The sequence below is a fragment of the Citrobacter freundii complex sp. 2024EL-00216 genome, assembly GCF_043945515.1.
In the GTDB taxonomy this organism is placed as follows: domain Bacteria; phylum Pseudomonadota; class Gammaproteobacteria; order Enterobacterales; family Enterobacteriaceae; genus Citrobacter; species Citrobacter portucalensis.
On sequence record NZ_JBIMRA010000009.1, the window covers coordinates 185,449 to 208,476 of the forward strand.

Consider the following 23,028-nt stretch of genomic DNA (forward strand, 5'->3'; position numbering starts at 1 on the left):
GCGCTGCGCTTATCAGGCCTACACTCGCTGTAAATTATTGCGATTTTGTTACATTCGTTACATATCCGCGCCACGATGATTGCCAGCGCGGCGCTGGCAGGCATCATAGAGGCCATTGTCAGCAAGAGAGCAATATCATGATTCATGTTGTGCTGGTGGATGACCATGTGGTGGTGCGTTCCGGCTTTGCGCAATTACTCAGTCTCGAAGACGATCTTAACGTTACCGGTCAGTACAGCAGCGCGGCGGAGGCCTGGCCTGCACTTCTGCATGATGACGTCAGCGTCGCGGTAATGGATATCGCCATGCCGGATGAAAATGGCCTGAGCCTGTTAAAACGACTGCGGGCGCAGAAGCCCGGTTTTCGCGCCATTATTCTCAGCATTTATGACTCGCCCACGTTTGTGCAAAGCGCGCTGGACGCAGGCGCCAGCGGTTACCTGACCAAACGCTGCGGCCCGGAAGAACTGGTGCAGGCTGTACGCTCAGTAGGCATGGGCGGCCATTACCTGTGCGCCGATGCGCTGCGTGCACTACGCGGCGGCGAGCAGCCCGCGCAGGTTCTGGAAGTTCTGACCCCGCGCGAGCGTGAAGTGTTTGATCTGTTGGTTAAAGGTGACAGCGTAAAAGAGATCGCCTTCAAGCTCGACCTCAGCCACAAGACGGTGCACGTTCATCGGGCGAACGTGCTGGGCAAACTGCAATGCCACAGCACCATCGATCTGGTGCATTTTGCCCTCGACCACCAACTATTGACGGGGCATTAATGTCGCGTAGCCTTCGGCATTGGGTTATTTCTCTGTTTATTCTGCTGGCCTGGGGATCGGGCTGGCTGATGCTGTGGACGCTGGGGTTTTATCTGACCCACAACGGCCAGCAGGCGGCGCTATTTCTGCCGCACGGCGTCTATCTCGCGCTGTTAATTCTGCTTTCTCGCCGTTACTGGCCCGCGCTGATACTGCCGCCGGTGTTGATGTTGTTCTGGCTGCACAGCGAGCAATTACTGAATGGCTATATCCTGCTGGCTGCGCCGTTAATTAGCCTGATTCCAGCGAGCATCGGCCAGTCATACTGGCACCGCTTTCCCCTTTACTGGCAACGCTTAACGCTGCTGCTGGCCGCCGTAACGCTCACCTCATTGCTCAATACTGCCCTGCTTTCACCGTTTATCCAGAGCCCGGCAACGCTGATTGGCCTGGCGTCGTTTACCGGCGGCGTGTTGCTGACGCCGTTTGTCTATCTGATCTATGAATTTCTGCGCCAGCAGCACCGCTATCATCTGCTCGGGCTGGATACCACCAATCCCCCGCTGCGCACCTCGCTTATCATCTGGTGTAGCCTGTTTTTTATTATTGGCATCGGTACTCAGATGGTGCTGTCGCCGGAGATCGAGCGCCTGTTGCTGATCGTGGTGTTTTTACCAAACGTGGTGATGGCGTGGAAATTTGGCTGGCAGGGCGGCGTGTTGTCAGGATTGCTCGGCAGTATGATGATCACTATCGCCCGGCAAATCGGCGTCGGGTTCAGTAACTTACTGGAGCTGGAGATTTTCCTCGCCACCCAGGCTCTGCTGGGTATAGGGCTGGGGATCGCCATCAGCCGCCAGCAGCATCTGGCGCAAAACCTGCACCATTATCGCCAGCGTCTGGAAACCGAACTGGCGGCGCGTCGCGCGCTGACCGAACAGCTGATCCGCACCGAAGAAAACACGCGCAAAAGCCTGGCGCGGGAACTGCACGACGAAATTGGTCAGAACATCACCGCCATTCAAATTCAGTCGCAACTGGTCAAACGCGCACCGGGTCGTGAGCAAACGCTTGAGGCTGCGAATCAAATCAACGACCTGGCCCGGCGTATTCACCACTCCACCCGTCAGCTGCTGCGCCAGCTGCGCCCCCCCGCGCTCGATGAACTGTCTTTTAAAGATGCACTACATCATCTGGTGAATGAATTTGCTTTTGCTGAACGGGGTATTCGCTGCCGCTTTGATTATCAACTAGAAAATACGCCAGAAAACGAAACGGTGCGCTTCACGCTGTATCGCCTGTTGCAGGAGTTACTCAATAACGTCTGTAAACATGCCGATGCCAGCGATGTGTCGATTACGCTGCGCCAGCGGGAACATTGCTTGTTTCTGGACGTCGCTGACAACGGCGTTGGTATTCTGCCAGAAAAAATTCCCGGTTTCGGTATCCAGGGGATGCGTGAGCGGGTGAGCGCCCTTGGCGGTGAACTGACGCTCGAATCAAACAACGGCACGCGAGTAATTGTTAACCTGCCCACAAATTTGCAACAAACCAGCCGCTAACCAGGAAAAAGTCTTAGTCACTGCGGACTTTCTCTCATCCCCTTTTGCTTTCACTTTCCTATAGTCAGCACAAACGGAGACTGCCATGCCTACACGCTCAGCCAGCGAAACAGACCAACAATACCGGGCGCTACGCCCCCGGCTGCTGATGTGTATGGTAATTGGTTACGCCGCATTTTATTTGACGCGCAAAAGCGTTAACTACGTCCTCCCGGCGCTACAAACAGACCTGGGTCTGGATAAGGGCGATATCGGCTTGCTCGGGTCACTGTTTTATCTGACCTATGGTCTGTCGAAATTTACCGCCGGGCTGTGGCACGACAGCCACGGACAGCGCGCGTTTATGGGTATTGGTCTGTTTGCCACCGGCGTTTTAAACGTGCTGTTCGCCTTTGGTGAATCGCTGACGCTGCTGCTGGTGGTCTGGACGCTGAACGGATTTTTTCAGGGCTGGGGCTGGCCGCCCTGTGCCCGACTGCTGACCCACTGGTACTCGCGCAACGAACGTGGCTTCTGGTGGGGCTGCTGGAATATGTCGATCAACATCGGTGGCGCCATTATCCCGCTGATTAGCGCTTTTGCCGCCCACTGGTGGGGCTGGCAAGCGGCCATGCTGGCACCGGGGATTATCAGTATGGCACTGGGAATCTGGCTCACCCTGCAATTGAAAGGTACGCCCCAGGAAGAAGGATTACCCACGGTTGGGGAATGGCGACATGACCCGCTGGAGCTACGTCAGGAGCAGCAAAGCCCGCCGATGGGGCTGTGGCAAATGTTGCGCACTACCATGCTGAAAAACCCGATGATCTGGCTGCTCGGCGTGTCGTATGTATTGGTCTACTTGATCCGCATTGCGCTCAACGACTGGGGCAACATCTGGCTGACGGAAAGCCACGGCGTGAATCTGCTCAGCGCCAATGCCACGGTGATGCTGTTTGAAGTTGGCGGCTTGCTGGGGGCGCTGTTTGCCGGATGGGGATCGGATCTGCTGTTCAGCGGTCAGCGTGCGCCGATGATTTTGCTGTTCACGCTGGGGCTGATGGTTTCCGTCGCCGCGCTGTGGCTGGCACCAGTGCACCACTACGCGTTACTGGCAGTGTGTTTCTTTACCGTGGGCTTTTTTGTGTTTGGCCCACAAATGCTAATTGGCCTCGCAGCCGTTGAATGCGGACACAAAGCGGCGGCAGGTTCAATTACCGGTTTTCTCGGGCTGTTCGCCTATCTGGGGGCCGCGCTGGCGGGTTGGCCGCTGTCGTTGGTCATAGAACATTACGGCTGGTCGGGAATGTTCAGTTTGCTCTCGGTTGCCGCTGTCTTTATGGGTTTATTGCTGATGCCGTTGCTCATTGCGGGCATTACCCCTTCTCTCAGTCAAAGGATAAAACAATGAAACTGACGCTTACCTCTACCCTGATTGCTTCCGCTCTGACGCTGGCGGCCTTCAGCAACGCAGCCCAGGCGCAGGGCCGTCTGGTGGTGTATTGCAGCGCCACCAACGAGATGTGCGAAACCGAAACCAAAGCCTTCGGTGAAAAATATGATGTGAAAACCTCATTCATTCGCAACGGCTCGGGCAGTACGCTGGCGAAAGTGGATGCCGAGAAGAAAAACCCGCAGGCGGATGTGTGGTACGGCGGTACGCTGGATCCGCAATCCCAGGCCGGAGAAATGGGGCTGCTGCAGCCGTATAAATCACCAAACCTCGAACAGATCATGGAGAAATTCCGCGATCCCGCGAAGGTCAAAGGTAACCTCTCTTCGGCGGTTTACGTCGGTATTCTGGGCTTTGGCGTCAACACCCAGCGCCTGAAAGAGAAAAACCTGCCGGTGCCAAAATGCTGGAAGGATCTGACCAAACCGGAATACAAAGGCGAAATCCAGATTGCTGACCCGCAAAGCTCCGGTACCGCCTACACCGCGCTGGCGACCTTTGCTCAACTGTGGGGTGAAGATCAGGCCTTTGATTACCTGAAACAGCTCAATGCCAACGTCTCTCAATACACCAAATCCGGCATTGCCCCGGCGCGTAACGCCGCTCGCGGCGAAACGGCTATCGGCATTGGCTTCCTGCACGACTACTCGCTGGAAAAAGAACAGGGCGCACCGCTGGAGCTGATTTCCCCCTGCGAAGGCACCGGGTATGAAATCGGCGGCGTCAGCATCCTGAAAGGTGCGCGCAACATCGACAACGCCAAACTGTTCGTTGACTGGGTGCTGTCGAAAGACGCGCAAGAGCTGGCGTGGAAGAAAGGCAAATCCTATCAGATCTTGACCAACACCACTGCCGAGACCTCTCCTAACTCGCTGAAGCTCGACGACCTGAAGCTTATCAATTACGACATGGATAAGTACGGCTCGACTGACGTACGTAAGGCGTTGATCAATAAGTGGGTTAGCGAAGTTAAGATGGGTAAATAAGCCCACGTTGCGTTCATTTGCCGGGTACGGCGTAAACGCCTTACCCGGCCTACATTACCGGAAACGCTATGTCACACACACTTGCACTCCATCCCGTGAAAAAACGGGATGCGATATTTCTTTGGGTTTTGCTCGGCTGGCTGGCGTTTGCCCTGCTGCCGAGCTGGAGCCTGGACTACGGTCTGCTGGAGTCAACGCGGGAAGAAATACTCGCCGCCTACGGCTGGTCGCAGTTCAATATCAGTTGGCTGTGGTATCTGCTGCCAAGCCTGCTGCTGGTGCGCCCATTCCATGAAGCCAGGCGCGAACAGCGCAGCCGCCATTATCTTGACGCGGGTTGGGCATTTTTCTGTATGGCCTTTATTGTCGCCAGCGCCGCCCTTGAGGGTCGCGGCTTAGGCTATGCCACCATCGTGCTGTTTGTCGCGCTTGGCGCTATCATGACCCTGGCACTCACCCGCCTCGAATGGCTGGGCGGTGACCGTTTCGTCATCGGCTCGCTTACCGCGATTGTCGCTCTGATCGGTATTTTTATCGTCTGGCCAAGCATCGCCATTTTCATTCCGATGTTCACCAACGACGCCGGGGAATTTGCCCCGCTGGCGTTTATGAATGTGCTGTCGCAGGCACATATCATTCAGGTGATCCTCAACTCGATTATGCTGTCGATTGCCGTCGGCGTCGGCTGTACCTTCTTTGGTCTGGTACTGGCTATCTACACCACCCGTATCGCCAGACGTAGCGCCATAATCGGACGTATCTTCTCGATTTTGCCGATCGTCACTCCGCCGTTTGTCGTCGGTTTAGGCGTCACTCTGATGATGGGACGCTCCGGTTACATCACCGAGTTTATGGTCGAATGGTTTGGTTTAACCAACACCAACTGGCTGTATGGCTTTACCGGCATCTGGCTGGCGCAGGTTCTGGCCTTTACGCCGATGGCGTTTATGATCCTCGACGGAGCAATCAAAACCATTCATCCGTCGCTGGAAGAAGCGTCATACACCCTGCGTGCCAGCCGCTGGCAGACCTTTAACGGCGTGTTTGTCCCGCTGCTGAAACCCGCACTGGCTAACGCCTTTTTGATTGTGGTCGTGCAGTCGCTGGCTGACTTTAGTAACCCGCTGGTGCTCGGCGGTAACTTCGACGTGCTGGCAACGCAAATCTACTTCTACATCACCGGTTCGCAGCTTGACTACCAGGCCGCCAGTACGCTGGGTGCCTTCCTGCTGCTGTTTTCGCTGCTGGTGTTCTGCGTGCAGTATATGTGGATTGGTAAACGCTCATACGTCACCGTTTCCGGCAAATCCTACCGGGGCGACGTACAGCCGCTGCCGGTAACGCTGGTATGGAGTGTGGTCGCGCTGCTGGCAGTGTGGATTGCCTTTAACGCCCTGCTCTACGGCAGCATTTTCTACGGTAGCTTCACCGTCAATTGGGGCGTGGACTACACCCTGACGCTGGCGAACTTTACCAAACTGTTCGGTCAGGGGATGAGCGACGGCGCGTGGCCTTCACTGCTCGACACCCTGCTCTATGCCGGGATTGCCGCGCCGATCACCGCGATCTTCGGCCTGCTGATCGCGTGGATTGTGGTGCGCCAGCAGTTTAAAGGCAAGAAGACCATCGAGTTCACCACCATGCTGTGCTTTGCCGTTCCGGGCACCGTCGCGGGCGTGTCGTATATTCTGGCCTTTAACAGCACCCCGGTGTACCTCACCGGCACCGCCGCCATCGTGATTATCTCGATGGTGATGCGTAACGTCCCGGTCGGTATCCGCGCAGGCATCGCGGGCTTGGGCCAAATCGATAAATCACTGGATGAAGCCTCACTCAGCCTGCGCGCCGGTTCTCTGCGTACTATTACGCACATCCTGCTGCCGCTGCTGCGCCCGGCGATCCTCTCGGCGCTGATTTACAGCTTTGTGCGCGCCATTACCACCGTCAGCGCCATCGTGTTCCTCGTCACGCCGGATACTCGCGTAGCGACGGCCTACATCCTGAACCGCGTGGAAGATGGCGAATACGGTGTAGCGATTGCCTACGGTTCCATTCTGATCGTGGTGATGCTGGCGATTATTTTCATCTTTGACTGGCTGATCGGTGAATCACGTACCTCCCGTTCAAAAGCCAAAAACCAGGCGTAATGGAGCGCACTATGACTCAGAAAAATTTCGTTGAACTGCGCAACGTCACTAAACGATTTGGCAGTAATACGGTAATCGACAATATCAACCTCACCATCCCGCAGGGGCAAATGGTGACGCTGCTCGGCCCATCCGGCTGCGGCAAAACCACTATTTTGCGCCTGGTTGCCGGGCTGGAAAAACCGAGCGAAGGGCAAATTTTCATTGATGGCGAAGACGTCACCCATCGCTCTATTCAGCAGCGCGATATCTGCATGGTGTTTCAGTCCTATGCCCTGTTCCCGCATATGTCGCTGGGAGAGAATGTCGGTTATGGCCTGAAAATGCTCGGTGTACCGCGCGCAGAGCTGAAAGCCCGCGTCAAAGAGGCGCTGGCGATGGTGGATCTGGAAGGATTCGAAGACCGCTTTGTCGATCAGATCTCCGGCGGTCAGCAGCAGCGCGTGGCGCTGGCCCGCGCGCTGATCCTCAAGCCGAAAGTGCTGCTGTTTGATGAGCCGTTGAGTAACCTCGACGCCAACCTGCGTCGCAGCATGCGCGACAAGATCCGCGAGCTGCAAAAGCAGTTTGATATCACCTCGCTGTACGTCACCCACGATCAGAGCGAAGCCTTTGCGGTTTCTGATACCGTGCTGGTGATGAACAAGGGACACATCATGCAGATCGGCTCACCGCAGGATCTTTACCGCCAGCCCGCCTCCCGCTTTATGGCGAGCTTTATGGGCGATGCCAACCTGTTCCCGGCTACCTTCAGCGACGGATACGTTGATATCTACGGCTATCATCTGCCGCGCCCGCTGCACTTTGGTACACAGGGCGAAGGGATGGTCGGTGTGCGCCCGGAAGCGATCACGCTCAGCGATCGCGGCGAGGAGAGCCAGCGCTGCGTGATCCGCCATGTCGCCTATATGGGGCCGCAGTATGAAGTGACGGTGGAATGGCACGGGCAGGAGATTTTATTGCAGGTCAACGCTACGCGTCTGCAACCGGACGTCGGCGAACAGTATTATCTCGAAATCCATCCGTACGGCATGTTTGTTCTGGCGGATGCGGCATAACGTTTTGTGGCTTTGTAGGCCGGGTAAGGCCTACATCGTTCAAAATGATTGCCTATGACTTAATCGCAAATCAATCGTAATGCTATGATTTTACGATTGATTTAACAGTTATGAAATCTCCAAAATGGGTGCATACGATTTTACAGTAACAACATCACCCGCTGTTATGCAATTACGAAAATCAACCAGATGCCTATAATGCAAAAATAACAAAACCTCTTAATCGTGCATTAAAACTTAGTGTTGGGTTAAGTTCCTCATATTAGTCAGCACCAGTGAATGATTTTGCAAAAAAATCTGGAGTCTATTTTTTAATAAGTGATACAAGAAGTTTCTTAAAACATTATCAGGAATACTTCATTTTACTGAAAATGAGAAAAATATTGTTAATCAGCCTGCAAATAATAGAGTTACTGAGATTCAATTGATAATTGAAAAGGAACAAAAGCTTTAACACACTGAACAAATGAATCATCCCCATGACATTTACACCCTGAATCTTCAATATGAATATTCAGAATTTTTTTGAAAAAACGAGATTGACATCACAATAAAATAAATAAAAATAGACTGATATAAACGTTGTTATTATGTGCGGGAACTTTAATTATGAGATCTTGTGATAAGCGTTCTGAAGGTTTTTTATTATCGCCGGGAGATCGAACGAGTTGTGGTGGGTTTATATTAAAGAGTAAGGAATGCCATACTGTCGAAGGAATGGAAATAGTATATGAAATGGATGAATACGTATGCGGAGTTAATGGCAAAACATATAAAATAAAAGGTGGCGTACCGAAAGGTTCATGGATTGAAAGAGGGAAATATTTATTTCGTCAAACACGCGTAAGTTCCTGGGATAATAATATTGATTCGGAGGGGCGAAAAGTAGAACCTCCATCATCAAGGATAAAGCGACTCAAAGAAGGAACATCTTTGTATAAGCGTCAACCCGATTATCTTCGGGATTCTGAAAAGGTAAATGAACGTTGTAGATTTGTCGGAAGCGCGGGGGGAACGATAAACCTGAGAAAAAGAATAATTCTTAATAATGAAAAAGAAGATATTTTTTCACATAGAACATCTAATTTCCGATTCCGAACTAGAGTAAGTAATGAATTATATAATCATTACTTAATAATGGGGCGTGATATGTCTCAATACGAGACAGAAATCATATGCCTGCTGGCAGGTTCAGCACATAGCAGAGGTACATGTCCTTGCCAATGTCGATTTATACCCCATTTGAATATTACCTACAGATATGATGATTATATTTTAGCAAGCTATGAAGCAGCAAACAGGCCTCAAAATTCACCACCACCAGTTCACGCAACAAGACAAAGTCCAAAGTCCAGACAATCAGTTGAACCGGGCTTTTGTGTAGTACCAGAATTGACGACACCAAAATTATATGAATGTGAATTAATGGTTAGTCCACCATCAGGAGTAAAAGAGTTATATCATCAGTTGAATCCGGAAAAAAAGAAAAAGCCCGGTTCAATCTTAGTTGTTGCTGACCCACTATCCCAGTCACCTGAAAAAATTGCGCAAATACAAACAGCAAGGGATAAAATTGATAAAGCACTGGAACCGCTGACTACTGAGGAAGCTAAATTACTGTATGAAAACAGAACTTCAATAGATATGTTTTCGTCTAATATATACAGCGATGCTTTAGGACAAAGCGGAGATGTTTTTGGTTATATAAAAGATGCTGGAGGAGGTTATTATGAAGAAATAAATAAAATACTGAACGAAATTCAGGAACTTTATAAAAAAACATATAACCAAAATTCTGGACGCATTTCTGGAGAGGAGTTTTTTGGTCAGAGAGAAAGGTTATTTAAAAAGCTAGATGGTATTTTGAATAAATTTTCAAAAGAACAATTTAATTTAAAACAATACGAACAAATAAAAGACGCATTGGGTTTATCCACAAAATCCATTATGCATAAGTGGGATCAAACAGGTGTGAAAGATATTGAAGGTTATGCAAGCTACATAGAAAAATCTGCCAAACTTTTAAAAGTAATGAGAACAACAGGCTATGTCGGTATTGGTCTAGATTTTGCGAGTTATACAACTAACGTTTATGAGGCTTGCGCAAAAGGCCATGAAAATGAATGTAGAAAAACGACTATAATAGAATATAGCAAATTTGGTGGTAAACAAACAGTGAGTGCATTTGGAGGAACTGCTGGAGGAGTTATCGGAAGAAGCGCATGTATGTTGTTAATGGGACTACTCACATCAGAAGTTGGAGGTACTGGTGCTGGGTTGTGTTTAGTCGTAGGTATTGGTTCAGGTATTGCCGGGGGAAAAATTGCAGAAAAGCTTGGAGAAAATGCTGGTGAATCGTTGGGGAAAGTAATATATAACGAAATTGAAAACTCAGATGAGTTCATACATGATCCTGACACTTTCAATGAAGAGGCTGGTATGCTTATATATGAAAAAGTATTTAATGGAAAATTTTGAAAAAATTAATGTAACATTAATTACATTACTTATTTTTATATTTTTGATTCTAATTTTCATGTCATACATTATTAATAGTGAAAATTATAAAAAATAACTTCACTATATGAAAATAAATTTGGTTGTCTTCCTCAAACAGCAAGAATGACAAAAGGAGCTAGTTTAATTGGATCACCTGCCATATATCATGCAAAGATCGGTTTTATTATGGGGAGCTTAATTTATCCCTATAATAGAGTTACAAATCATGATATGAGTATCGAGGCCTATAATTTTATCAGAAACTTACCAAGGGAATTAACAATAGGTTTTAAAGTTGAAGCTGTATTTTGGTTACTAGGTTTTATCGCATTTGCTTGTTTTATATTTCTTAATATTTTATTTGGCCCTGATATTTTTTAATTATTGAAACAAAGCCCTCCACACTTGGAGGGCTTTAGTATATTTATTTTCTCAATGCACCATAAATCTGATCAACAATCCACCCATACTTAGCAGCAGGTAATAACCCACTCACAAAAACGTTTGGATTTGCTTTAGGAGCGGCTACTGGCTAATGTGGTCTGTTACCTAAAATCACAATAGCCCTATCGTCACATCATTAACTGTAGACCCGCTAAGGCGCTTGTGCCGCCACCCAGCAATGCCTGATGCGCTGCGCTTATCAGGCCTACAGTGAACGATGTAGACCCGATAAACTCTCAGGTTCGCGCTTTTAACGCGGCGATATCCGCAGGCGTGGTGCGACAGCACCCGCCAATTAACCGTGCGCCAGCGGCCTGCCACTGCGGCAGATAATCCGCCAGCTGCGCGCAATGCTCACCGTGATGATGCCAGGTTTTGCTCACGGCATCGTAATGCTCGCCCGAGTTCGGATACACCACAAGCGGCAGCGCCGTTAAACCGTGTAAATGCTGCAACGCAGCGGTGGTGTTTTCCAGCGCAATGCAGTTAATGCCTAGCGCCACCACCTGCGGATAACCCGCCAGCAACGCAACCACGTCACGCAGCGGCGTACCGTCGCTCAGGTGCTCGCTGTCGCGCAGGGTAAATGAGAACCACGCCCGCGCACGCGGATATGCGGTCAACAGCTCAGCCAACGCCTCAATCTCGGCAAAATTCGGCAGGGTTTCGCAGGCCAGCAGATCGGCCCCGGCATCCAGCAAGGCTTCCACGCGCGGGCGATGAAACGCCTGAAATGCCTCAACGCTACAATGATAATCGCCACGGTATTCAGAGCCATCCGCCAGATACGCGCCGTAAGGCCCGACGGATCCCGCCACCAGAAGCGTTCCCGCCTGCGGGTTCTCTGCCAGATACGCTTCACGGGCTTTACGCGCCAGCTCCACGCTTTTGCCAATCAGCGCTTTCGACTGCGCTTCATCCAGACCTCGCGCGGCGAAGCCCGCCGGCGTCGCCTGATAGCTGGCAGTGATTGCGCATTGCGCCCCCGCCCGGTAGTAATCAAGATGCACTTCGCGGATAAGCTCCGGGTTTTCTACCAGCACTTTGGCTGACCACAGGCTATCGGCTAAGTTACACCCTCGCGCTTCCAGCTCCGTCGCCATCGCGCCATCCAGCAGCAGGATATCCTGTTTATCAAGGAGAGCGCGTAACGGATTATTCTGCGACATGTTCTGGCTCCTGTTTTGCGTTTCGGGGTTGAGTAAGGAAATAAGCACCATAGCACAACGCAACAAACGGTAACCCGCACCACAACGCAATTCTCTGCGCTGGATCGAATGCCAGCCCTACACAGGCCACCAGGCACAGCATAAAACCTAATACTGGCACCAGCGGATACCACGGCGCGCGATAATGTAATTCACTCAATGCCTTACCTTGTTGCAGATGACGGCGACGAAAAACAAAATGCGAGGCGCAGATGCTCAGCCACACCGCCACCACCGCAAATCCGGAGATTGCCGACAGCGCAACAAATACCGTGTCCGGGGCCACCACGCTGGAAAACAGCGCCAGCACACCACCGAGCATACTGACCGACAGCGCCGTCAGTGGCACGCCGTTTTTCGTTACTCGCGCAAAACAGGCCGGTAGCGTACGTTCATTCGACAGCGACCACAGCATGCGCCCGGAAGCATACAAACCGGAGTTCGCAGCAGAAAGAATAGCCGTCAGGATCACGAAGTTAAAAATATCAGCGGCGTACGGGATCCCTACTTTCTCAAATACCAGCACAAACGGGCTTTTCTCCACGCCCGCCTGCTGCATCGGGATCAGCGCTGCCAATACAAACACGGTGCCGATAAAGAAAATAATCAGTCGCGCGATGGTAGTACGAATCGCTACCGGGATAACTTTGCGCGGATTTTCCGTTTCACCGGCGGCAATGCCGATAAGCTCGGTACCCGAAAAAGCAAAGTTCACTGCAACCATAGTCATCAAAATCGGTAAGCCACCGTGCGGGAACCAGCCTTCTGCCGTGATATTACTCAGCCCCGGCGCGGGCGAGCCATCCTGCATCGGAATAAAGCCGAAAATCGCCGCCCCACCGAGGATGATAAAGGCGATGATAGTGACCACTTTGACCAGCGAGAACCAGAACTCCCCTTCGGCAAAAAAGCGCGTGGAGATAACATTCAGACCAAAAATAATCGCGCAGAACACCACGCACCAGACCCATACCGGCACCTGTGGAAACCAGTACTGCATACAGAATCCGGCGGCGGTAAAGCTCGAACCCAGCGCCACAGTCCAGGTCAGCCAGTAGAGCCAGGCCACGGTATACCCGGTAGCCGGACCAAGATAGCGCGCGGCATAAACGTGAAACGCCCCGGTCTCCGGCATCGCGACCGACAGCTCGCCCAGACACTGCATAACCAGCCAGACCACCAGCGCGCCAATCAGATAGGCCAGCAGCGTTCCCGCCGCTCCAGTGGTGGAAATGATGTACCCGGTATTGAAGAATAATCCTGTGCCAATCACGCCGCCCAAGGAAAGCATAATCAGGTGACGCGTTTTCATTGTGCGCTTCAGTGGCGCATTTTGTTGTGTTGTTTGCATATAACCTTCTAAACGTATGGACATCTAAACATCCAAAGAAGGTTTGTTATACCGCGTTTGTTAACAGAATGCAAAGTCAACCCTGCACCAGACGCAGATGCCCGCGTCGGGCGCTTAATAGCGGGTGGGGATTAATAATCAGATACAAAAAGGGCCGCCAGCTCATAACGCCTCCGTTGCCATGTTTTATCTAAACTTTGGCAACACAGTTGACTGACGGCGTTCACCCGGAAGTAGGAACCAAATCTCCCCACTCACACAACCGGATGAATGCTTAAGCACCGCTGGCCGGGATCGGCATCTGCGATTTGCGGCTCATCAGAATAAATACCGCCAGGCCTGCCAGCAAAATGCCCGGCGCAGAAGCCGCCATCACCCCTACCGTTCCGGTACCGAGCGCTAACATTTTCCCTGCCAGCAGCGGGCCGCTCATCGCTCCCAGACGCCCGACTGCGACGGCGGTGCCCACACCTGTGGCGCGGATCTGCGTGCTGTAAAACAGCGGCGCCAGCGCATACAACACGCTTTGCCCGCCGGTGGCGAACATCCCGGCCACAAATCCCGCCATTAGCATGCCGCTCAATGACGACACCGTACCCAGCGCCAGCAGCGAAGCCAACATCCCGGTGTAGATCAGCAGCGACATCACCACCGGGCGCAGTTTATCCATTAACGCCCCGAGAATTAACGTGCCGCTGGCCGCGCCAATTTGCAGAGCAAACATTACGCCTGCCGCCTGCGATGGCCGAAAGCCCTGCTCCACCAGCAGCATCGGCAGCCAGTTGATCAGCATATACACCACCAGCAGGGTGAAGAAATAGCACAACCACAGCAGCAGCGTGGCACTCGCCGTCGCTGGCGCAAACAGGGCACGCAGCGGTGCGGCGGCCACTTGCGTTTGTTGGGTATAAACCTGTGATTCCGGCAGCCAGCGCATCAACAGCGGCACCAGCAGCAGCGGGATCACCCCGCCAACCCAGAACACAGTTTGCCAGACGGAGGCCAGGCCGCTAAACCCAAGCGCCGCCGCCAGCGCCGCGCCGATCGGCACACCGCAGTACATCAGACTCACCGCCGTACCGCGAAAACGCGGGCCCGCCGCCTCGGAGGTCAGCGCGATCAGATTCGGCAACGCCGCGCCCAGCCCGACACCGGTCATCAGACGGGCAAAAACCAGTGATGAGAAATCCCAGGAAATCGCCGTCGCCAGCGAGAACAGGCCGAACAGCGCCACAGAGGCAATGAGAATGCGCTTGCGCCCATAGCGGTCAGCCAGCATGCCGCCCACCAGCGCGCCGGGCAGCAGTCCGAGAATGCCCGCACTGAAGATCCAACCCATCTGCATTTTATCCAGCGCAAACGCGTGGGCGATACCGACGGCAGCGATACCGGCGGCCTGTAAATCCAGCCCTTCCATCAGGGCAACTAAAAAGCAAAGCCCAACGGTCAACGTCAGGCGGTAAGATGCGGGGGTACGGGTCGTCATAAGATGTCCCTCTGAGGTCACGATGCAGGTGAATCGCGGCTGATACGTTGCCAGCCGCGTTATCATTTTTTATTTGCGGTTGCGCAGGTCCAGCGCTACGTCGACGATCATATCTTCCTGTCCGCCCACCATCCGACGTTTGCCCAGTTCCACCAGAATATCTACTGCGCTCAGGTCATAACGTGCTGCCGCCACTTCGCAATGACGCAGGAAGCTGGAGTACACCCCGGCATAGCCCAGCGCCAGCGTTTCACGATCCACCCGCACCGGGCGGTCTTGTAGTGGACGCACTAAATCGTCGGCGGCATCCATCAGTGCATAGAGATCGGTTCCGTGCTGCCAACCAAGCTTATCCGCAGCGGCGATAAATACCTCCAATGGCGCGTTGCCCGCGCCTGCGCCCATCCCGGCCAGGCTGGCGTCGATACGGTCACACCCCTCTTCTACCGCGGCAATGGAGTTCGCCACCCCAAGACTCAGGTTGTGATGCGCATGCATTCCGGTTTCTGTTTCCGGCTTCAGCACCGCTTTCAGTGCGCGGAAGCGGGCGCGAATATCGCTCATGTTCATTGCGCCGCCGGAATCGACCACATAAATACAGGTCGCGCCGTAGTTTTCCATCAGCTTCGCCTGCTGCGCCAGGTTCTCCGGTGTGGTCATATGGCTCATCATCAGAAAGCCGACGGTATCCATGCCAAGCTCACGCGCATACTGAATATGCTGGGCCGACACGTCTGCTTCAGTGCAGTGGGTCGCCACGCGCACTACCCGTGCGCCGGCCTGATATGCATTTTTCAGGTCATGAATAGTGCCGATACCCGGCAGCAACAGCGTGGCAATTTTGGCATGCTTCACCACGTCCGCCGCCGCTTCAATCCACTCCAGGTCGCTGTGCGCACCAAAGCCGTAGTTAAAGCTGGAACCTTGTAAACCGTCGCCGTGGGCCACTTCAATAGAATCAACCCGTGCGTCGTCCAGCGCTTTGGCTATCTGGCGCACATTCTCCAGCGAATATTGATGACGAATAGCGTGCATACCGTCGCGCAGGGTCACGTCAGAGATATAGATTTTTTTACCGTTCATGCTGCTTCTCCTGCCTGACGAGCGAGGGACTGCGCCATCTTCTCAGCGGTCGCCAGAGCGCTGGAGGTCATAATGTCGAGGTTGCCCGCGTAGGCTGGTAAATAGTGCGCCGCGCCTTCCACTTCCAGATACACCGCGGTTTTCAGCCCAGAGAACTGGCCGATACCCGGAAGATTCACCGGTTTATCTTCCGGGATGACTTCAAACTGGACACGCTGTTTCAGGCGATAGCCCGGCACGTAGGCCTGCACCGCCGCCGCCATCTCATTAATCGACGCTTCAACTTCAACCTCAGAGGCCGCTTCGCTCAGCACATACACCGTGTCACGCATCATCAGCGGCGGCTCGGCCGGGTTAAGGACAATAATGGCTTTGCCTTTTGCCGCGCCGCCGACCACTCCAATCGCCTTCGAGGTAGTTTCGGTAAACTCATCGATATTGGCACGGGTACCCGGTCCTGCCGATTTACTGGCGATCGAGGCGATAATCTCGGCGTAATGGACTTTTGCCACGCGAGAAACTGCCGCCACCATTGGGATGGTCGCCTGTCCGCCGCAGGTCACCATATTGACGTTCTGCTGATCAACGTTGGCTGCCAGATTCACCACCGGCACGCAGTAAGGACCGATTGCCGCGGGCGTCAGGTCGATCAGGCGGATGCCAGGTTTAACGGCACGTAGCGCGGCGTCGTTCTTCACATGCGCGCCTGCACTGGTGGCGTCAAACACGATGTCGATATCGGCGAATTCCGGCATGGCGATAAGCCCTGTCACCCCTTCATGGGTGGTGGCAACGCCCATGCGTCGAGCACGCGCCAGGCCATCAGATTCTGGATCGATACCGACCATCACCGCCATTTCCAGATGCACGCCGTGACGCAAAATTTTTATCATCAAATCGGTACCGATGTTGCCGGAGCCGATAATGGCGACTTTACGCTTACTCATGACTGACTTCCTTTTGTAACCGCCGCTGAAAAGGTGGCGGCGACTGAACCAATACCGTCGATATAGGCTTCGAAACGATCGCCCGCATTCACCGCCACCATCGGGCCTAACGCTCCGGTGAGAATAATGTCTCCCGCACGCAGCGGCTCGCCGAGGCTGGCCATTTTGCGCGCCAGCCAGACGGCGGCGTTGATCGGATGTCCCAGGCATTCGCTGCCGCGTCCGCTGGAGACCTCTTCGTTGTTGCGCGTCATTTTCATCGCGCAGTTTTTCAGATCTAATCCTGCCGGACGCTGTGCCGGACCGCCGACCACATACACGCCACAGGAGGCGTTATCCGCCACGGTATCAACAAATTTGATCGACCAGTCGCGGATACGGCTGCCGACCACTTCCAGCGCGGGAAGTACCCACTCTATGGCGTTGTAAAGCTCGTCAAAAGTGGTGTCGGTATTGGGCAGATCGCGGTTCAGCACCAGCGCAATTTCGGCTTCAATACGCGGTTGCAGCACACGGGAAAACGGGATGGTTTCGTTATCGCCATAACACATATCAGCAAACAGCGTACCGAAGTCCGGCTGATCGACACCCAGCTGTTGCTGCACTTTCGGGTGCGTCAGCCCCACTTTGCGCCCGACCACGCGACGCCCGCGCGCCACGTCGTACTGCACGTTGATGCGCTGAATGGCGTAGGCCGCTTCGGCGTTATCCACACCAATCAATTCACGCAGTGGGGCGATGGCTTCCCCTTTTTCTTCAGCCTGACGTAAATCGGCGGCTAGCTGCTCAAGATTACGATTCGTCATGTCCGTTCCTTAAGGGCGTGCGAAGAAGTTCAGCACCAGTTGGTTAAAGGCATCCGCATGTTCCCACTGCGCCCAGTGCCCGCAGTCGCGGTAGATATGCAGCTCAGAACCGGCAATTCCTGAGAGCAGGCGCAGACCGGCATCCATCGGTACAAAGCGGTCATTGCGTCCCCAGACAATCAGAGTCTGAGCTTTGATTTCACCCAGACGCGGGCTGAAATCCGGGAACTGTTTCGGGTTGGCCTCCAGACTCTGGACAAAGTTTTCCAGGTGATCGCGACGCGACAGCATGTTATTCAGGCGCGCCTCAAACAACGCCTCGGTCAGGTCGCTGGTGTCAAAGACAAAGATCTCCATCATCAGCTTCAGGTTCTCGATGGTCGGCTCACGATACAGCTGATTCAGGCGCTTGATACCTTCGGTCGGCATCGGGGTAAACAGGCTCATGCCGCCCGTTCCGCCGCCCATTAATACCTGTTTGCCCACGCGCTCCGGCCAGCTCAGGGTAAACGCCACAGCACTGTGACCGCCCATCGAGTTACCCAGCAGGTGGACTTTTTGAATATCCAACTGATCGACCACGCTTTTCAGGATGCGGGCGTTGAGATCGGATCGCGAACCGCGGTTAACGATCCCATCGCTTTTGCCCCAGCCAGGACAATCCAACAGGATCACCCGGTATCCGGCCTGTACCAGCGGATCGATATTGCGGCTGAAGTTTGCCCAGCCCGTCGCGCCAGGACCGGATCCGTGCAGCAGCACGACGGTCTCTTCGCCCTGCCCACAGTCATTGAAATGCACGCGTAGGGTTTCGCCTGCTTCCTGCACCTCCAGAAAACGACTGGTAGCGGCTTCGGTTTGCGGTTGGTAAGTCATGATGTTCTCCTGCATATTCAGTTCTGTTTTAGTTCTGCGTAGTGGCGCTCAGGGAGCCGAATCCGGCGATCCACTCCGGGATCGGGCGGTAATAACGGCCTTCGCTGCGCCAGTTGCCAAAGGCAGAAATGGCGGCAAAGGCGGCAACCCAGGTTTTAACTTCGTGCGTTGATTTGCCCGCCATCGCGGACAGCTCTTCGTTACTGACCGCGTCCAGCTCCTGCAAACGCCCCTGCTCAAGCAGGGTCATAAAACGGTTATCCCAGACGGGGTTAAGCGGGTGTAGCGTGTTTTGATCGACCACAAACTTCTCGGCGGCGCTGATCACCCGCTGCTGGCGCAGCTCGCGCTCGTTTTCAGGTAACTGTTTGCCGCTGCCGAGCAGGCGGTCACGCATATGGGCATCAGCCTTCGCCAGCTCCGGTACCGGCGGCTGATGCGATAGCCCGCCGGAGCCTAAAAACAGCACGCGCTTATTCAGCGAGCTGGCGAAACGGCCAATCGCTTCACCGAGCATGCGGGTACGCTGAAAGCCCGGCAGCGGCGTGGCGACGCCGTTAATAAACACTGGCAGCACCGGCACCTTATCCAGGCCGCCGAGCAAAAACTCCAGCGGCTGCGCGAAGCCATGATCGACCTGCATGTTGTAGGACACGGCGAGATCGATACCGCTTTTCATTACCGCGTGGGCGCAGGCTTCAGCCAGATCTGTCGGCACCGGTAATTCCCCCGCCGCGCTACCAAAATCGCCGATCGCCGTAGCTCCAACGCCTAAACAGAACGGCGGCATCACGTCGTAGAAAAATCCGTTGTAGTGATCGGGGGCAAACAGCACGACCAGTTCAGGTTCGAACGCCGCAATACGTGCCCGAGCGCTGGCGATCACGCCGTTAACCTCGTCGAGCACAGCCTGTGCCGGGTCGACATAGCCCACCAGCGGCGAGTGGGAAAGACAGTGAAGATAAGCGTGCATATCAGGCAACCTTTTCAACAGGAATGTCGGCAGTAGCGCGAGTGAGCGTCATCACCGACGCCAGTTTATTCAGGGTGCTGCCCAGGGTTTGCGGAATGGCGATGGCGGCCACGAAGCGGTCCGGGCGCATGACTACCAGCGCGGCGTTGTGCTGGGCAAACCACGCGCGCAGTCGGTTTTGCGTATCGCCTATGCGGGTAACGCCGTCGTGGTTATCCTGATCGGTATGTATCTGCGTATCCGGCACGACCTGGATAAAACGCGTCCCCAGCGCCTGCCACTGTTGGATCTGCGCCTCGCTCATGCCCCATAGTGGGTTACAGCCCCAGCCAATCACCGCGAAATTCGGTCCGATGACGTTGTCGAGCAACGTCACTTCGCCCGATTCCAGCGTCACCTTCGGCTGGATAAACATCTTGCCGACCGGTGAAGTTTTCGCGTCGCCTTCACGCACCAGCGCCCCGGCGTGGTACTGCGGCATCGGCTTAAACCGCATTTCAAGGAAGTAGCGTTTGACCGGCGGAATATAGTTCAACAGCCAGGAAACCCCATCGCGTACCGCGCCGTGCCAGCGTTTGGGCGGCGCAAGTACGTTGCCAGCGGTCACGGAGAGGTCGATCATCGCTTTGGCGTGGTCACGGCGTTCCTGCTGGTAGGTATCCAACAGCGCATCGCCGGCTTTACCGTTAATCACCAGCGCCAGTTTCCATGCCAGATTGAAAGCATCGCGCATGCCGCTGTTGTATCCCTGACCCTGCCAGACCGGCATAATGTGCGCCGCATCGCCCGCCAGCAGCACGCGGTCAATACGAAAACGTTCGGCCAGACGAGCATTATGGGTATACACGCGCTGGCGGATCAGCTCGACGTTGTCCGGGTTCGGCAGCACTTTGCTCAGCAACTGGCGCATATTCTGCGGCTCGCTAAGCTGCGCTTCGGTTTCCCCCGGCATAACCATAAACTCAAAACGGCGCACCGCGTGCGGCAGCGCGGCGGAGACATACGGGCGCACCGGATCGCAGCACAAATACACATGCGGCGTGCTGAGCGGATCGTTGGCGATATCCACCACAATCCACTGATTCGGCGCGGTTTTACCTTCAAACGGCACGTTCAGAGAACGTCTGACGTTGCTGCCGCCGCCGTCGCAGGCCACCAGCCACTGGGCCTTCACCGTTTCACGTTGACCGTCTGGCGCTTTCAGATTTAGCGTCACTTCGCCGTTTTGCTGGCTGAAGGCCTCCAGTTCGCGGGAGAACAGGCAGCGCACGTTGGGAAAACGCGACAACCCTTCCAACATCACCGCGTCCACCTGCGGCTGAATAAACGCATTACGACGCGACCAGCCAAATTCGTCGGTCATCGGCTGGATATCAGCAAAGCAACGGCCTTTTGGGGTGAGAAAGCGCATTGCGTGCCACGGTGTGGTGTGCGGCAAAACGTTCTCGACCAGCCCCACAGACTGCATAGTGCGCAGCGCTTCATCGTCAATGCCGATGGCGCGAGGATAGTCGATCAGCGTGTCGAGCTTCTCCACTACCAACACCTCAATGCCCATCTGGCCAAGATAGTTGGCCATCATCAGCCCTACCGGACCAGCACCGGCAATCGCCACCTGCGCGGTATGCTGCACAGCGGGTTGGATATCCGGGTTTTTTGTTGTCATTTCAGAACCTCACGACTCGGACAAAACGCAATTGCGGACCCTGGTGAGGCGCAATCTGTTTTGTTAAAAATATGTGAATAAATTTTTGTTGTGCGGTCAGTATAGAAGCGAGTTTTTGCGCTACAATCAAAACATGCCAGGATGTGCACTAAGTGCACAACGTTGTTTTACCTGTAGATTTGTCAATGAATATGAAAAATGACGAGAGCACTGAGTACAAAACCGTACGCGGATTAACGCGCGGATTAATGTTATTAAATATGTTAAACCGGCTCGATGGTGGGGCCAGTGTTGGCTTGCTTGCTGAGTTAAGCGGCCTGCATCGCACCACGGTCAGACGGCTGCTGGAAACCCTGCAGGATGAGGGTTACGTCCGGCGCAGCCTGTCCGATGACAGCTTTCGCTTAACCATTAAAGTCCGCCAGCTCAGCGAGGGGTTTCGTGACGAGCAGTGGATTTCTGCACTCGCCGCCCCGCTGCTGGGAGATTTGCTGCGCGAGGTCATCTGGCCGACCGACGTTTCCACGCTGGATGTGGACGCGATGGTGGTACGTGAAACCACCCACCGTTTCAGCCGCCTGTCGTTTCACCGGGCGATGGTAGGGCGTCGTTTGCCACTGCTGAAAACCGCATCCGGCCTGACCTGGCTGGCATTTTGCCCGGAGAATGAACGGCAGGAACTGATTGAAATGCTTGCCTCCCGATCGGGAGAAGAGTTCCAGCTTGCGCGCGAGCCGCTGAAGCTCAATGCCATTTTGACCCGCGCGCGAAAAGACGGTTTTGGGCAGAACTTTCGCGGTTGGGATCAGGAGGAGAAAATCGCTTCTATCGCCGTCCCCATCCACAGCGAACAGCGGGTGATCGGCTGCCTGAATTTGGTGTATATGGCCAGCGCCATGACCATCGAACAGGCCGCGGAAAAGCATCTTCCGGCCTTACAAAAGGTGGCGAAACAGATAGAGGACGGCGTCGAATCGCAGGAGATTTTGGTTGCCGGGAGGTGAGATGGATCACAGTTATGCGGATCATCTGATTGATAGCTGGCATAACTCACTATCCGGCCGATAAAACTCTGTGACCTCTTGCCCAAAAAATATCTTCATTACATAGTGTGCATTCGTTTTCTGCCAGGAGGCTGCATGTTAAAGGTCATTGCTGAGGATTTCATCAAACCTGAGTATATTGAAACTGTTCTCCCGTTGTATCGTGAGCTAATAGCGGCAACGAAGAAAGAACCGCACTGCATTGCTTACGACCTCTATATTGATGAAAAAGATCCGGGGCATTTTATTTTTATCGAAGAATGGCCAAACCACGCGGCTCTCGATGAACATTGTGCCAGCGAGCATTTCCAGCGACTTGTACCATTAATCGATCAATACACGCGCCAGGAAGCACGTTACATACTGATGGATGACGTGGTAAATCCGGCAGTCTCGTGATAATGAAGAAAGTAGTTGGAATACTGTTAATTATGTTTTTGGCAGAATGCTCAACACCAGGAAAGACAGTCTTTTACTTCCCTGGTCGCTGAGGGCTTAAAGCCTCTTCAAAAGAGGCTTTAAGCTTTGCAACAATGCATCCCACGGATTACAAAACGGAATCATCACTGTTCCAGATATTAAGCGCATTTTTAGGTGATGCTGCCAACTTACTGATTTAGTGTATGATGGTGTTTTTGAGGTGCTCCAGTGGCTTCTGTTTCTATCAGCTGTCCCTCCTGTTCAGCTACTGACGGGGTGGTGCGTAACGGCAAAA

At 53.7% G+C, this 23,028-nt stretch carries 19 protein-coding genes and 1 pseudogene; 10 read left to right on the plus strand and 10 right to left on the minus strand.

The window, feature by feature from the left end; all coding sequences use genetic code 11:
- Positions 1-137: 137 nt before the first annotated feature.
- The 7 genes from ACHHZ7_RS14250 to ACHHZ7_RS14280 all read left to right on the plus strand — a co-directional run bounded on the left by ACHHZ7_RS14250 (position 138) and on the right by ACHHZ7_RS14280 (position 10,409).
- The gene (locus ACHHZ7_RS14250) at positions 138-767 is read left to right on the plus strand and encodes a response regulator transcription factor (protein ID WP_008783889.1); all 630 of its coding nucleotides are present in this window, start codon (positions 138-140) and stop codon (positions 765-767) included.
- The gene (locus ACHHZ7_RS14255) at positions 767-2,308 is read left to right on the plus strand and encodes an MASE1 domain-containing protein (protein WP_032942497.1); all 1,542 of its coding nucleotides are present in this window, start codon (positions 767-769) and stop codon (positions 2,306-2,308) included. The genes ACHHZ7_RS14250 and ACHHZ7_RS14255 overlap by 1 nt, the downstream gene beginning before the upstream one ends.
- 85 nt (positions 2,309-2,393) lie before the next feature.
- Positions 2,394-3,698: an MFS transporter family glucose-6-phosphate receptor UhpC gene (gene uhpC, locus ACHHZ7_RS14260; protein ID WP_060682680.1), complete on the plus strand. Its 1,305-nt coding sequence runs from the start codon at positions 2,394-2,396 to the stop codon at positions 3,696-3,698.
- Positions 3,695-4,726, plus strand: coding sequence for an ABC transporter substrate-binding protein (locus tag ACHHZ7_RS14265; RefSeq protein WP_057067130.1), 1,032 nt, complete (start codon positions 3,695-3,697; stop codon positions 4,724-4,726). Before uhpC ends, ACHHZ7_RS14265 begins: the two co-directional genes overlap by 4 nt.
- A gap of 68 nt (positions 4,727-4,794) precedes the next feature.
- Positions 4,795-6,873, plus strand: coding sequence for an iron ABC transporter permease (locus ACHHZ7_RS14270; RefSeq protein WP_060682681.1), 2,079 nt, complete (start codon positions 4,795-4,797; stop codon positions 6,871-6,873).
- Positions 6,874-6,884: 11 nt separating this feature from the next.
- A complete protein-coding gene (gene fbpC / locus ACHHZ7_RS14275; protein WP_000192349.1) occupies positions 6,885-7,931 on the plus strand; it encodes a ferric ABC transporter ATP-binding protein in 1,047 nt (348 codons plus the stop codon).
- Between the two features lie 609 nt (positions 7,932-8,540).
- Positions 8,541-10,409 (plus strand): hypothetical protein, encoded by a 1,869-nt coding sequence (locus tag ACHHZ7_RS14280; RefSeq protein WP_060682682.1) that lies wholly within the window; start codon positions 8,541-8,543, stop codon positions 10,407-10,409.
- A gap of 445 nt (positions 10,410-10,854) precedes the next feature.
- Here the strand turns inward: ACHHZ7_RS14280 and ACHHZ7_RS14285 are convergent.
- From ACHHZ7_RS14285 to ACHHZ7_RS14330, 10 genes and pseudogenes are all read right to left on the minus strand, one after another.
- A pseudogene (locus ACHHZ7_RS14285) lies at positions 10,855-10,995 on the minus strand (penicillin binding protein PBP4B); the annotation flags it as partial.
- A 115-nt stretch (positions 10,996-11,110) separates the two neighbouring features.
- Positions 11,111-12,043 (minus strand): homocysteine S-methyltransferase, encoded by a 933-nt coding sequence (gene mmuM, locus ACHHZ7_RS14290; protein WP_060682683.1) that lies wholly within the window; start codon positions 12,041-12,043, stop codon positions 11,111-11,113.
- Positions 12,030-13,433 carry an S-methylmethionine permease gene (gene mmuP / locus ACHHZ7_RS14295; protein WP_048216352.1) on the minus strand — a complete coding sequence of 468 codons (1,404 nt, stop codon included), beginning with the start codon at positions 13,431-13,433 and terminating at the stop codon, positions 12,030-12,032. Before mmuP ends, mmuM begins: the two co-directional genes overlap by 14 nt.
- Positions 13,434-13,707: 274 nt before the next feature.
- Positions 13,708-14,919: a 3-(3-hydroxy-phenyl)propionate transporter MhpT gene (gene mhpT, locus ACHHZ7_RS14300; protein ID WP_060682684.1), complete on the minus strand. Its 1,212-nt coding sequence runs from the start codon at positions 14,917-14,919 to the stop codon at positions 13,708-13,710.
- 69 nt (positions 14,920-14,988) lie between these two features.
- The gene (gene mhpE, locus ACHHZ7_RS14305) at positions 14,989-16,002 is read right to left on the minus strand and encodes a 4-hydroxy-2-oxovalerate aldolase (RefSeq protein WP_060682685.1); all 1,014 of its coding nucleotides are present in this window, start codon (positions 16,000-16,002) and stop codon (positions 14,989-14,991) included.
- On the minus strand, positions 15,999-16,949 hold the full coding sequence (mhpF, locus tag ACHHZ7_RS14310; RefSeq protein ID WP_060682686.1) for an acetaldehyde dehydrogenase: 951 nt from the start codon (positions 16,947-16,949) through the stop codon (positions 15,999-16,001). Before mhpF ends, mhpE begins: the two co-directional genes overlap by 4 nt.
- Positions 16,946-17,755 carry a 2-keto-4-pentenoate hydratase gene (mhpD, locus tag ACHHZ7_RS14315; RefSeq protein ID WP_008783878.1) on the minus strand — a complete coding sequence of 270 codons (810 nt, stop codon included), beginning with the start codon at positions 17,753-17,755 and terminating at the stop codon, positions 16,946-16,948. Before mhpD ends, mhpF begins: the two co-directional genes overlap by 4 nt.
- A gap of 9 nt (positions 17,756-17,764) precedes the next feature.
- Positions 17,765-18,631, minus strand: a complete 867-nt coding sequence (gene mhpC / locus ACHHZ7_RS14320; RefSeq protein WP_060682688.1) for a 2-hydroxy-6-oxonona-2,4-dienedioate hydrolase — start codon at positions 18,629-18,631, stop codon at positions 17,765-17,767.
- A gap of 28 nt (positions 18,632-18,659) precedes the next feature.
- Positions 18,660-19,604: a 2,3-dihydroxyphenylpropionate/2,3-dihydroxicinnamic acid 1,2-dioxygenase gene (gene mhpB / locus ACHHZ7_RS14325; RefSeq protein WP_048236000.1), complete on the minus strand. Its 945-nt coding sequence runs from the start codon at positions 19,602-19,604 to the stop codon at positions 18,660-18,662.
- Between the two features lies 1 nt (position 19,605).
- Positions 19,606-21,270 carry a bifunctional 3-(3-hydroxy-phenyl)propionate/3-hydroxycinnamic acid hydroxylase gene (locus tag ACHHZ7_RS14330; protein WP_060682689.1) on the minus strand — a complete coding sequence of 555 codons (1,665 nt, stop codon included), beginning with the start codon at positions 21,268-21,270 and terminating at the stop codon, positions 19,606-19,608.
- A 191-nt stretch (positions 21,271-21,461) separates the two neighbouring features.
- Here ACHHZ7_RS14330 and ACHHZ7_RS14335 point away from each other — a divergent pair, with 191 nt between their 5' ends.
- The 3 genes from ACHHZ7_RS14335 to ACHHZ7_RS14345 all read left to right on the plus strand — a co-directional run.
- A complete protein-coding gene (locus ACHHZ7_RS14335; RefSeq protein WP_060683750.1) occupies positions 21,462-22,274 on the plus strand; it encodes a DNA-binding transcriptional regulator in 813 nt (270 codons plus the stop codon).
- A 135-nt stretch (positions 22,275-22,409) separates the two neighbouring features.
- On the plus strand, positions 22,410-22,712 hold the full coding sequence (locus tag ACHHZ7_RS14340; protein ID WP_008783873.1) for a putative quinol monooxygenase: 303 nt from the start codon (positions 22,410-22,412) through the stop codon (positions 22,710-22,712).
- A 249-nt stretch (positions 22,713-22,961) separates the two neighbouring features.
- On the plus strand, positions 22,962-23,028 hold a 67-nt coding region (locus ACHHZ7_RS14345), incomplete at its 3' end, for an IS1 family transposase (protein WP_096257578.1).